10 protein-coding genes are annotated in these 11,433 nt (G+C 63.3%); 1 reads left to right on the top strand and 9 read right to left on the bottom strand.

Going from position 1 to position 11,433, the window contains the following annotated elements:
* Positions 1–55: 55 nt before the first annotated feature.
* The 7 genes from OSJ75_RS13105 to OSJ75_RS13075 all read right to left on the bottom strand — a co-directional run bounded on the left by OSJ75_RS13105 (position 56) and on the right by OSJ75_RS13075 (position 8,851).
* Positions 56–1,708, bottom strand: coding sequence for an OFA family MFS transporter (locus tag OSJ75_RS13105; protein ID WP_250015116.1), 1,653 nt, complete (start codon positions 1,706–1,708; stop codon positions 56–58).
* A gap of 45 nt (positions 1,709–1,753) precedes the next feature.
* Positions 1,754–2,002 carry a formate dehydrogenase subunit delta gene (locus OSJ75_RS13100; protein ID WP_267228380.1) on the bottom strand — a complete coding sequence of 83 codons (249 nt, stop codon included), beginning with the start codon at positions 2,000–2,002 and terminating at the stop codon, positions 1,754–1,756.
* Positions 1,995–2,936 carry a formate dehydrogenase accessory sulfurtransferase FdhD gene (fdhD, locus tag OSJ75_RS13095; RefSeq protein ID WP_267228379.1) on the bottom strand — a complete coding sequence of 314 codons (942 nt, stop codon included), beginning with the start codon at positions 2,934–2,936 and terminating at the stop codon, positions 1,995–1,997. The genes OSJ75_RS13100 and fdhD overlap by 8 nt, the downstream gene beginning before the upstream one ends.
* A 2-nt stretch (positions 2,937–2,938) precedes the next feature.
* Entirely contained in the window at positions 2,939–5,815 is a 2,877-nt protein-coding gene (gene fdhF, locus OSJ75_RS13090) for a formate dehydrogenase subunit alpha (protein WP_250015119.1), read from the bottom strand.
* Between the two features lie 9 nt (positions 5,816–5,824).
* Positions 5,825–7,381 (bottom strand): formate dehydrogenase beta subunit, encoded by a 1,557-nt coding sequence (locus OSJ75_RS13085; protein ID WP_250015121.1) that lies wholly within the window; start codon positions 7,379–7,381, stop codon positions 5,825–5,827.
* Complete coding sequence (locus OSJ75_RS13080) at positions 7,378–7,851, bottom strand: formate dehydrogenase subunit gamma (protein ID WP_267228378.1); 474 nt, start codon at positions 7,849–7,851, stop codon at positions 7,378–7,380. Before OSJ75_RS13080 ends, OSJ75_RS13085 begins: the two co-directional genes overlap by 4 nt.
* A 103-nt stretch (positions 7,852–7,954) precedes the next feature.
* Complete coding sequence (locus OSJ75_RS13075) at positions 7,955–8,851, bottom strand: LysR family transcriptional regulator (RefSeq protein ID WP_250015125.1); 897 nt, start codon at positions 8,849–8,851, stop codon at positions 7,955–7,957.
* 114 nt (positions 8,852–8,965) lie between these two features.
* Between OSJ75_RS13075 and OSJ75_RS13070 the strand changes: the two genes are divergently transcribed.
* A complete protein-coding gene (locus OSJ75_RS13070) occupies positions 8,966–9,304 on the top strand; it encodes a TIGR01244 family sulfur transferase (protein WP_267228377.1) in 339 nt (112 codons plus the stop codon).
* 27 nt (positions 9,305–9,331) lie between these two features.
* Here the strand turns inward: OSJ75_RS13070 and OSJ75_RS13065 are convergent, their stop codons facing one another.
* Positions 9,332–10,186 (bottom strand): MBL fold metallo-hydrolase, encoded by an 855-nt coding sequence (locus OSJ75_RS13065; RefSeq protein ID WP_267228376.1) that lies wholly within the window; start codon positions 10,184–10,186, stop codon positions 9,332–9,334.
* A gap of 1 nt (position 10,187) precedes the next feature.
* Positions 10,188–11,378, bottom strand: coding sequence for an acyl-CoA dehydrogenase (locus OSJ75_RS13060; RefSeq protein ID WP_250015131.1), 1,191 nt, complete (start codon positions 11,376–11,378; stop codon positions 10,188–10,190).
* Positions 11,379–11,433 lie beyond the last annotated feature (55 nt).

Raw genomic sequence — 11,433 nt, 5'->3', positions numbered from 1 at the left:
ACCGACCTCATCCGATGGCTGGGAAAAAGGCCCCTTTCGGGGCCTTTCGCAAGCACTATCGGAAGAGGATGACGGCCTGTTGCAGCGTTACCCAGACGCCCCACAGGATCGGTATGCCCACCGCCGCCCAGGCCAGCGCGGCCTTGGCGTCGAGACCGCCATGGCCGATGCCGAACGAACCCGACGCGCCGGCCTCCGCCGACTTGGTCTTTGCCTGCAGGGCAGCGACCTCGGCATCCGACATGAACCACTTGTCAGCGAGCGGCCGCACCAGCAGGTTGGCGATGAGGCCGAGCGCCAGCATCCCCGCCAGGATATACATGGTGCGGTCGTAGACCTGGTCGCGCGGCACCCCGGCGCTGATCTGGAATTCGCGGATATAGTTGACCACCACGGGGCCGACGATGCCGGCGGTTGCCCAGGCGGTGAGCAGGCGGCCGTGAATGGCGCCGACGAACTGCGTGCCGAATATATCGGCCAGATAGGCCGGTATGGTCGAGAAACCGCCGCCATACATCGACAGGATGATGCAGAAGATGGCGACGAAAAGCGCCTGGCTGCCGATATGGGCCGCTGTCGGCGCCAGGGCATAGAGCGCGATGCCGAGGACGAAGAATGTATAATAGGTCGCCTTGCGGCCGATCCTGTCCGAAAGCGAGGCCCAGAAGAAGCGCCCGCCGATATTGAAGAGCGAAAGCAGGCCGGTGAAGCCGGCGGCGATGGCAGCGACGGCGGTCTTCTGCGAGGCGTCGAGCTGGGTGAAGCCGACATCGGGCGCGCCGATCAGCCGTCCGCCGAAGATCTCCTGCAACATCGGCGACGCCATGCCGATCACGCCGATGCCCGCCGAGACGTTGAGGCAGAGCACGGCCCAGATCAGCCAGAACTGCCTGGTCTTGTGGGCGTCGCGCAGATGCACGTGACGCGTGGTGATCATCGCCTTCTTGCTCTCCGGAGGCGTCCAGCCATCCGGGCGCCAATTGGCAGGGGGAATGCGATAGCCGAAGGCTCCGCTCATCATGAAGATGAAATAGCCCGCGGCCATGACGACCAGCGTCTGCCATACGCCGACGGAATCCGGCGTCCTGAAATAATTCATCAGAAGATTGGCGAGAGGCGCACCGATCATCGCGCCGCCGCCGAAACCCATGATCGCCATGCCCGTGGCCATGCCGCGCCGGTCGGGAAACCATTTGATCAGCGTCGACACGGGCGATATATAGCCGAGCCCGAGGCCTATGCCGCCAATGACGCCGGCGCCGAGCCACATGAGCCAGAGCTGGTGCGTGACGATGCCTATCGCCGCAAGCAGCATGCCGCCGCACCAGCACAGCGCCGAGACGACGCCGGCCTTGCGCGGCCCGGCCCGTTCGAGCCAGCCGCCCCAGATCGCGGCGGAACAGCCGAGGAGAACGAAGAACAGCGTATAAATCCATCCGAGGTCGCTGACCCGCCAGTCGCAACTGGTGGTGAACAGGGCGGTCACCAGATTGAGGTCGGCGCAGGCAACCGATTGTTCCACGCCGATCGCCCGCGACAGGGGAAGCCAGAACACGCTGAAACCATAGGCCATGCCGATGCAAAGGTGGATTGCAAGCGCGGCCGGCGGCACCAACCATCGGTTGAACCCCGGCTTGGCGATTATTCTTTCCCTGTCGAGAATACCCGGATTGGCCAACGAGCCAGCCGTTTGATCAATTGCAGACATGCAACGCCCCTCCCAAGGTTGGCAGAACTGAAATGTGCGATGGGTTCAGGCCGGAACCGGCCCTGGTCTTCGAATATGATGGGCGGCCTGGATCACGAGCGGATCGAGGCCGTTATCTTCCTGCTCCAGGATCGCGAACAATTGCTGCCGCATGCGCGGCTCCCAGAACTGGTTTATGTGGTCGGCAACGGAGTCTGCCGCATGTTCCTGCGGCTGCGAGTGAAAGAAGGTTGCGATCTGGTTTGCCATGTAAACCAGCTTTTCGCCTGTGGTCTTGTGTGCGTCACTAGCCATATTGCACCAGTTTTACCGTTGGACTTTGCACCAGCGTCGAGGCCGCCGGATCAGGATTGTGCTTGTGATTGCCGCCGAGCTGGTCGTGGTCGTCGGGGCGGATCGGCCTGCCGTCGGGCGCGAGGCCAAGGCGGTCGGGCCGCGTGAACACGTCGAACTCGCTGGCGCGCACAAGCGCCACCAGCGTCATTCCGGCCTGCTCTGCCGTCCGTATCGCAAGGGCGGTCGGCGCCGAGACCGCGATGAGGACCGAAGCGCCGATGATCGCCGTCTTCTGCACCATTTCCACTGAAACGCGGCTGGTTATGACGACGGCCCCTGCCCGTCCGTCGATCCTTCCGCGGCAGAGCCCGCCCGCAAGCTTGTCGAGGGCATTGTGCCGCCCGACATCCTCGCGGGCCATGACGATGCCCTTGTCGGGAATGTAGAAGCCGGCGGCATGGGCGGCGCCGGTATCCTTGTGGAGGGGTTGAAAATCGGCCAGGAGGCGCGTGGCCTCGGCGATATTGGCTGCCGTCAGGTGCAGATCGGTTGCCGCGACGGTTGCCACCGGCTTGAGCGCCTGCTCTATCGACTCGATGCCGCAAAGGCCGCAGCCGACCGGACCTGCCATGCGACGGCGGCGGTCGGTGAAATCCTGCCCCGCCTCCCCGGCAAGACGTATCTGCACGTCGATGCCTTCCGCATGGTCCTCGACCTCTATGGTCTCGATTTCGTCCGGCCCACGGATGATGCCTTCCGAAAGGCTGAAACCAACGGCGAAATCCTCGAGATCGGCCGGCGTCGCCATCATGACGGCGTGGGTGGTGCCGCCATAGCTGAAGGCGACCGGCGTTTCCTCCGGCACCAGGCGCTGATTGCCGGCAAAGCCGCCGCCCGCCGCGTCTCGGCGCGTCACGCGCTTCACCGGGACCCGTGTGGGGCGCGATGCCATCGCTATTCGGCCGCGTCCAGCACGGCGATGCGCCGGCTCAGCCGCGCCTGTTCGTCATATTGCACCTGCCAGTCGCTCGGCCCGTTGGACGCGCCGACCTGGACGGCGGTGACCTTGTATTCCGGGCAATTGGTGGCCCAATCGGAGAAATCCGTGGTGATGACGTTGGCTTGCGTCGATGGGTGGTGGAAGGTCGTATAGACGACGCCGGGCGATACGCGATCGGTGATCAACGCCCTCAGCGTCGTTTCGCCGGCGCGGCTCGTGACGCGGACCCAATCGCCGGTCTTGATGCCACGGTTTTCCGCGTCATGCGGATGGATTTCCAGCCGATCTTCCTCATGCCAGACCACATTGTCGGTCCGGCGGGTCTGCGCGCCCACATTGTACTGGGACAATATTCGCCCCGTCGTCAACAGCAGCGGGAAGCGTGGACCGGTGCGCTCGTCGGTCGCCACATATTCCGTGCGGATGAACTTGCCCTTGCCGCGCGCAAATCCGTCGATATGCATGATCGGCGTGCCCAGCGGCGCCTTTTCATTGCAGGGCCACTGCACGGAGCCTTCCTTGTCGAGGAGATCGTAGGTGACGCCGGCGAAGCTTGGCGTCGTCAGCGCGATCTCAGCCATGATCTCGGAAGGATGGGTGTAGTTCCAGTTCAGCCCCATTGCCTTGGCAAGGTTCTGCGTGACCTCCCAGTCGGCGGCGCCGTTCAGCGGCGACATCACCTTGCGGACGCGGTTGATACGGCGCTCGGCATTGGTGAAGGTGCCGTCCTTCTCGAGGAAGGTCGAGCCGGGAAGGAACACATGGGCGTAATTGGCCGTCTCGTTCAGGAAGAGATCGTGCACGACCACGCATTCCATCGCGGCGAGACCTGCCGCCACATGCCTTGTGTCCGGGTCGGACTGCAGAATGTCCTCGCCCTGGATGTAGATGCCCTTGAAGGTGCCGTCGACGGCGGCATCCAGCATGTTGGGGATGCGCAGGCCGGGCTCGTCCTGCAGCTTCACGCCCCAGAGCCGGTCGAATATCTCGCGGGTGGAATCATCGGCGATATGGCGGTATCCCGGCAGTTCGTGCGGGAACGAGCCCATATCGCACGAGCCCTGCACATTGTTCTGGCCCCGGAGCGGATTAACGCCGACGCCCTTGCGGCCGATATTGCCGGTGGCCATTGCGAGGTTGGCAATCGCCATCACCGTCGTGGAGCCCTGGCTGTGCTCGGTCACGCCGAGGCCGTAATAGATCGCGCCATTGCCGCCGGTGGCGAAAAGGCGCGCGGCCTTGCGCAGTTCCTCGGCGGGAACGCCGGAAAGCTCCTCGGTCGCCTCGGGGCTGTGCTCGGGGCTGGAGACGAAGCTCGCCCAATCCTGGAACTCGTCCCAATCGCAACGTTCGCGGATGAAGGCCTCGTCGAACAGGCCTTCGGTGACGACGACATGGGCAAGCGAGGTCAACACGGCGACATTGGTGCCGGGACGCAGCGCAAGATGGTGCGAAGCCTGCACATGCGGCGTCCGCACGAGATCGATGCGGCGCGGGTCGATGACGATGAGCTTCGCGCCCTTGCGCAGGCGCTTCTTCAAGCGCGAGGCGAATACGGGGTGGCCGTCGGTCGGATTGGCGCCGATGACGACGACGACGTCCGTATGCTCGACACTGTCGAAATCCTGCGTCCCGGCCGAAGTGCCGAACGTCTGCTTCAGGCCGTAGCCCGTCGGTGAATGGCAGACGCGTGCGCAGGTATCGACATTGTTGTTGCCGAATCCGGCCCGGACCAGTTTCTGCACGAGGAACGTTTCCTCATTGGTGCAGCGGGAGGAAGTGATGCCGCCGACGGAATTCCGGCCATACTGATATTGCAGGCGGCGGAACTCGCTCGCCACATGCTTGTAGGCCTCGTCCCAGGTCACTTCGCGCCACGGATCGGTGACCTTTTCGCGGATCATCGGGTTGAGGATGCGGTCCTTGTGGGTCGAATAGCCATAGGCGAACCGGCCCTTCACGCAGGAATGACCGCGATTTGCCTTGCCATCCTTGTACGGCACCATGCGCACCAGTTCCTCGCCGCGCATTTCAGCCTTGAACGAGCAACCGACGCCGCAATAGGCGCAGGTCGTGACCTTCGAATGTTCCGGCTGGCCGATGGCGATGACCGACTTTTCGGTGAGGGTCGCCGTCGGGCAGGCCTGCACGCAGGCGCCGCAGGAGACGCATTCGCTCTCGATGAAGCTTTCATGCGCGCCGCTGGCGACACGGCTGCCGAAGCCTCGGCCTTCGATGGTCAGGGCGAATGTGCCCTGCACTTCCTCGCAGGCGCGCACGCAGCGCGAGCAGACGATACATTTCGCCGGGTCATAGGTGAAATAGGGGTTGGATTCGTCCTTCGGCAGCCAGCGATCATTGGCGACGCCATCGGCCTTGGCGAAGACGTGATTGTCGCCCTCATAGCCGTAGCGCACGTCGCGCAGGCCCACCGCCCCGGCCATGTCCTGCAATTCGCAATCGCCATTGGCGGCGCAGGTGAGGCAGTCGAGCGGATGGTCAGAAATGTAGAGTTCCATCACGCCCTTGCGGATGTCTTTCAGCCGCGAGGTCTGCGTATGCACCACCAGCCCGTCCATGGCCGGCGTCGTGCAGGAGGCCGGCGTGCCGTTGCGGCCTTCGATCTCGACGAGGCAGAGGCGGCATGAACCGAAGGCATCCACCATGTCCGTGGCGCATAATTTCGGAACGCTGATGCCGGCCTCCATCGAGGCGCGCATGATCGACGTTCCTTCGGGCACGGTGACTTCCACGCCGTCGATCGTCAGGCTTACCATCTTCTCCGAGCGGGAGGCGGGCGTTCCATAGTCTACTTCGTGAACAAGGGACATCGTTAACTCCTACTCCGCAGCGACGGCGAGCGGCGCCGGGCGAAAATCATCTGGAAAATGCGTCAATGCGCTCATGACCGGATAGGGCGTGAAACCGCCGAGCGCGCACAATGATCCGAACTTCATCGTGTTGCAGAGGTCGGTCAGCACCTCGATCTGCTTTTCCGGCTCCACATTGGCGGCAAGGCGGTCGACCACCTCGACGCCGCGCGTCGACCCGATACGGCACGGCGTGCATTTGCCGCAGGATTCGACGGCACAGAACTCCATGGCGAAGCGTGCCTGCTTCAGCATATCGACACTATCGTCGAAGACCACGAGACCGGCATGGCCGATCAGGCCGTCGCGGGCGGCGAAGGCTTCGTAGTCGAAGGGCGTATCGAACAGCGAGACGGGGAAATAGGCGCCAAGCGGGCCACCGACCTGCACCGCCTTCACCGGGCGGCCACTGGCCGTGCCGCCACCGATATCCTCGACGATCTCGCCGAGCGTCAGCCCGAACGCCGCTTCGAAAAGACCGCCATGCTTCACATTGCCGGCGATCTGCAACGGTATGGTGCCGCGCGAACGGCCCATGCCGAAATTCTTGTAGAACGCCGCGCCCTTGTCGAGGATGATCGGCACGGAAGCCAGCGATATGACGTTGTTGATGACGGTTGGACGGCCGAACAGGCCCTTATGCGCCGGAAGCGGCGGCTTGGCGCGGACGATGCCCCGGCGCCCTTCCAGGCTCTCCAGCAAGGCCGTTTCCTCGCCGCAGACATAGGCGCCGGCTCCAACCCGCACTTCCATGTCGAAGGCCCGGTTCGAGCCGAGCACGGCGGCGCCGAGAACGCCTGCCGCGCGGGCGACGGCGATCGCCTCGTTCATCACGGCGATCGCGTGCGGATATTCCGACCTGATATAGACGTAGCCTTTGGTCGCCTCGACCGCGATGCCGGCGATGACCATGCCTTCGATCAGGACGAAGGGATCGCCTTCCATGATCATCCGGTCGGCAAAAGTGCCGCTGTCGCCTTCATCCGCATTGCAGACGATGTATTTCTGCGGCGAAGCCGTATCGAGCACGGTCTTCCATTTGATGCCGGTGGGAAAGCCAGCGCCGCCGCGACCGCGCAGACCCGACTCCGTGACCTGCGCCACGATGTCGGCGGGGTTCATGGCAAGCGCCGCCTCAAGCCCCGCGAGGCCGCCGAGCCTGCGGTAATCCTCCAGCGAGACCGGATCGGTTATGCCGCAGCGCGCAAAGGTCAGCCGCGTCTGGCGCGCCAGGAATGGCAATTCTTCAGTCAGGCCAAGGGAGAGCGCATGGACGCCGCCCTCGAGCAGGCCGGAATCGAACAGGGCGGCAACGTCGGACGGCTTGACCGGACCATAGGCGACCCTGCCCCGCGGCGTTTCCACCTCGACGAGCGGCTCCAGCCAATACATGCCGCGCGAACCATTGCGCACGATCCGCGCATCGAGACCGCGCTCGCGAATGATCGCTTCGACCTTCTGCGCGACCTTGTCGGCGCCAAGCGCCAGCGCGCCCGAATCCCGTGGAATGAAAATCGTCACGGTCATAGGCGCACCTCGGCCACTATCTCTTCGAGCTTCTCGGCATCGAGACGGCCGATCACCTCGCCGTCGAGCATCGCCGCGGGGGCGCATGCGCACAGGCCGAGACAATAGACGGGCTCGAGCGTGACCGCCTCGTCGGAAGTGGTCTGGTGCCAGTCGATGCCGAGTTGCTGTTTGGCAAGAGCCGCAAGCGCATCGCCGCCCATGGACTGGCAGGCTTCCGCGCGGCAGAGCTTCAGCACATGCCGTCCCGCCGGATGATCGCGATAATCGTGGTAGAAGGTGAAAACGCCATGCACTTCGGCACGCGAAATATTCAGCGCCTGGGCAACGATAGGCAACGACTCGGGAGGCACATAGCCGAATTCCTCCTGCAAACCATGCAGGATGGGCAAAAGCGGACCTTCCAAATTCTTGAATTGATCGATTATACCTATCGCCCTTGCAGCGATTTCGGTACCTGCGCTTTGCATTTTTGCAGCGCCCTCCCTAATTGTCTCTCCCACTCCTTAGAACAGATCAAAAAAGAACCGGCAGATCAATATCGCAGTACCGTCGATCGATAGAAATTTTCTATCAACTCATATCCATGGTGGAAGCGAGCGCCCGGGCCTCGTGCAACAGGGCGGATACGAGCGGCGTATGGGGCTCGCGGTCGGCGGCGACGAGGCCGACGAGGTGCCGCGCATCGGGCGCAACGATGGGGATGGCGCGGATAGGCTCGGCGAAACCGAGGCTTTCGGCGAGGTTCAACGGCATGATGCTCACCCATTTGCCGGTGCGGATATGGGAGAAGAGCACGATCATGGAATTGGATTCGAGCGTCGGCTGCACGTCGACGCCGACCTCCAGCAGATGCTTGTTGATCAGGCGCCGGTTCTGCATGTCCTTGGTCAAAAGGCAGAGCGGCAGGCTGCCGACTTCCGCCCAGGTCACGGATTTCCTGTCCGAATAGGCATTCCCCACCGCCGTGATCAGCTGATAGCGCTCGCTGTAGAGCGGCACCGAGGTCACGCGGCCGAGCGGCTCATTGTCGAGATAGCTGATGCCGACATCGATCTCGAAATTGCTGAGAAGGGTCAGGACTTCGAGCGAGGTGCGCGAGATGATCGAGAAGGTGACATCCGGATGTTTCTCGCGAAAGGGCGTCGTCAGGCGGGACACCATCGCCAGCGCGGTCGGGATGGCGGCAATGCGCAAATGCCCGGCAAGCCCGGAATGCGCGGCGCGGATCTCCTCGCGCATCGTGCGCGCATCGCCGACGATCCGCCGCGCCCATTCCAGCACGCGCTGGCCCTCGGAGGTCAGCCCGTTGAAGCGGGAACCGCGCTGCACCAGGACGGCGCCGAGCGTGTTTTCCAATTGGCGGATGGCGGCCGAAAGGGTCGGCTGGGTGACACCGCATTCCTCGGCAGCGCGGCCGAAATGCTTGTGGTGCGCAAGAGCGATGAAGAACTCCAGCTTGTCGATCATTGTCCACCCTCTGCGCCGCCGCTCCTTGCGCCGGCTAGTCAGCATGCCTTTAAACTGGAAAGCGAAGCAATATGTAGTATGTTGCCTTCAACAATCACATTCCAAGGACAAAAAATGGATATCCGTCAGATCGACGACAATTATGCCGTGACCGGCCAGATCACGCCCGACGACGTTCGCGACATCGCTGCCGCCGGCTACCAGGCCATCATCTGCAACAGACCCGATGGCGAATCCGCCGACCAGCCCGATTTCGCCGAGATCGCGCGGGTTGCCGAAAAGGCGGGCATACCGATCCACTATGTCCCGGTCGTATCCGGCCAGCTGACGCAGGACGACGTCGATGCCATGGCTGCCGCGCTTGAGGAGACCAGCGGCCCGGTGCTCGCCTATTGCCGCTCCGGTGCACGCTCGACCAATATTTACGGCATCGTCCAGCAGCAGAAGGGCTGAGCGATAGCGCCCGGCCTGATGTAAAGGTCAGTCGAGCGGAATTACCAGGCCGTCCCGCCCTATGGTGAGACGGCCGTTCCATTCGTGCCTCAGAGCTTCCGTCCAGTCCTCGAGGCCTATCGCTGCGTCATCCGAAGGAATCAGATGATGCAGGACGAGATGGCCGATATTGGCGGCCGTCGCGATGCGCCCGGCATCGCCCGCCATCGTATGGCTGGCGACAAGATGCTGCCGCAACCGTGCGCCATTGCCGGTGCGGGCGACGAGCCTGTCGATACCCTGCGCCAGCATTGCCTCATGCACGAGGATCGAGGCATTGCGGGCGAAGGCGGCGAGCGGCGGAAAATAGGCCGTATCGCCGGAAAAGACGATGGTTCGGGACCCGGTTTCGATTTTGAGCGCGAAAGCCTCGGCGACGGGCGGATGATCGACACGCAGCGCGCTTATCCTGATCGGCCCGTCCTCAAATATGGTCCCTTCCGCATAGGTCCGGATGTCGACCAGCCGGCGCAGGTCGGGCCGGCCTTCGTCCTCGATGCGCAGGTCGATGTCATAGCGCATGGATTGCAGGAAGCCGGCCCAATAAGCGTCGGTTCCCACCGGGCCAAGCACAGTCACGCGCTGCGAAAGACCGGCGGTCCAGGCGGTGTGCAGAAGCGGCCCGAGCTCCAGGACATGGTCGGAATGGAGGTGCGTCACGAGGATCGTGTCGAGATCCTTCAGCGACATCCCCGCATCCACCAGCCCGCGCGTCACCCCGAGGCCGCAATCGACGACGATCCGCCTGCCGCAGCATTCGAGCAGTGACGACGTGGGCGAAGGACCGCCGGGGCGTATCGCCGGCCCGCCCTTCGTGCCAAGGAGAACGAGCCGTTCCGCCATTCTAGAAGAATGCCTGGATACCGGTCTGGGCGCGGCCGAGGATCAGGGCGTGCACGTCATGCGTGCCTTCATAGGTATTCACGGTCTCGAGATTCTGGGCGTGGCGCATGACGTGATAGCCGATCTGGATGCCGTTGCCGCCATGCATGTCCCGCGCCACGCGGGCAATATCCAGCGCCTTGCCGCAATTGTTGCGCTTGACGAGGCTGATCATCTCCGGCGCCATCCGGTCCTCGTCCATCAGCCGGCCGACGCGCAGCGATGCCTGCAGCCCGAGCGCGATTTCCGTCTGCATGTCGGCGAATTTCTTCTGGAACAGCTGCGTGGCCGCGAGGGGACGGCCGAACTGCTTGCGATCGAGCCCGTACTGCACCGTTCGCTGCCAGCAATCCTCGGCGGCGCCCATCACGCCCCAGGAGATGCCGTAGCGCGCCCGGTTGAGGCAGCCGAAAGGTCCCTTGAGGCCCGATACGTTGGGCAATAGCTGTTCTTCGCCGACGACCACGCCGTCGAGCACGATTTCACCGGTGATGGATGCCCGCAGCGACAGTTTCCCGCCGATCTTCGGCGCCGAAAGCCCGGCCATGCCCTTTTCGAGGACGAAGCCGCGAATCTGGCCGTCATGGGCATCGGATTTCGCCCAGACGACGAATACGTCGGCGATGGGCGAATTGGAAATCCACATTTTCGAACCGGAAAGCCGGTAGCCGTCGGCGACCTTTTCCGCTCGCGTCTTCATGCCGGCAGGATCGGAGCCGGCATCGGGTTCGGTGAGCCCGAAACAGCCGATCCACTCGCCGCTTGCGAGCTTGGGCAGGTATTTCCTGCGCTGCTCCTCCGAGCCATAGGCATAGATCGGATACATCACCAGCGAGGATTGCACGCTCATCATGGAGCGATAGCCGCTGTCGACGCGCTCGACCTCGCGCGCCACCAGCCCGTAGGCCACATAGGATGCGCCGGCAGTGCCATATTCCTCCGGCAGCGTCACGCCGAGGAGCCCGGCCTCGCCCATGAGGCGGAACAGTTCCGGATCGGTCTTCTCCTCCAGATAGGCTTCCTCGATGCGCGGCAGCAGCTCCCCTTGTGCAAACGACCGCGCGCTGTCGCGGATCATCCGCTCGTCTTCGGTCAGTTGATCTTCCAGAAGGAAGGGATCGGTCCACACAAAGGAAGGCTTCGAACTCGACATGTATCTTCTCCTCAATCAGTCAGGGAGAACTATCATCAAACCGCCCGCGATGGCC

Origin of the sequence: Phyllobacterium sp. 0TCS1.6A (genome assembly GCF_026420825.1) — a bacterium.
In the GTDB taxonomy this organism is placed as follows: domain Bacteria; phylum Pseudomonadota; class Alphaproteobacteria; order Rhizobiales; family Rhizobiaceae; genus Phyllobacterium.
The sequence above is the reverse complement of the archived record's forward strand: the minus strand, read 5'-3'. Positions and strand labels throughout refer to the sequence as shown.

What these genes read in the sequence shown, in the direction of transcription:
- OSJ75_RS13105 (WP_250015116.1), bottom strand. Translation starts at nt 1,708, where the DNA reads ATGTCTGCAATTGATCAAACGGCTGGCTCGTTGGCCAATCCGGGTATT.
- OSJ75_RS13100 (WP_267228380.1), bottom strand. Translation starts at nt 2,002, where the DNA reads ATGGCTAGTGACGCACACAAGACCACAGGCGAAAAGCTGGTTTACATG.
- fdhD (WP_267228379.1), bottom strand. Translation starts at nt 2,936, where the DNA reads ATGGCATCGCGCCCCACACGGGTCCCGGTGAAGCGCGTGACGCGCCGA.
- fdhF (WP_250015119.1), bottom strand. Translation starts at nt 5,815, where the DNA reads ATGTCCCTTGTTCACGAAGTAGACTATGGAACGCCCGCCTCCCGCTCG.
- OSJ75_RS13085 (WP_250015121.1), bottom strand. Translation starts at nt 7,381, where the DNA reads ATGACCGTGACGATTTTCATTCCACGGGATTCGGGCGCGCTGGCGCTT.
- OSJ75_RS13080 (WP_267228378.1), bottom strand. Translation starts at nt 7,851, where the DNA reads ATGCAAAGCGCAGGTACCGAAATCGCTGCAAGGGCGATAGGTATAATC.
- OSJ75_RS13075 (WP_250015125.1), bottom strand. Translation starts at nt 8,851, where the DNA reads ATGATCGACAAGCTGGAGTTCTTCATCGCTCTTGCGCACCACAAGCAT.
- OSJ75_RS13070 (WP_267228377.1), top strand. Translation starts at nt 8,966, where the DNA reads ATGGATATCCGTCAGATCGACGACAATTATGCCGTGACCGGCCAGATC.
- OSJ75_RS13065 (WP_267228376.1), bottom strand. Translation starts at nt 10,186, where the DNA reads ATGGCGGAACGGCTCGTTCTCCTTGGCACGAAGGGCGGGCCGGCGATA.
- OSJ75_RS13060 (WP_250015131.1), bottom strand. Translation starts at nt 11,378, where the DNA reads ATGTCGAGTTCGAAGCCTTCCTTTGTGTGGACCGATCCCTTCCTTCTG.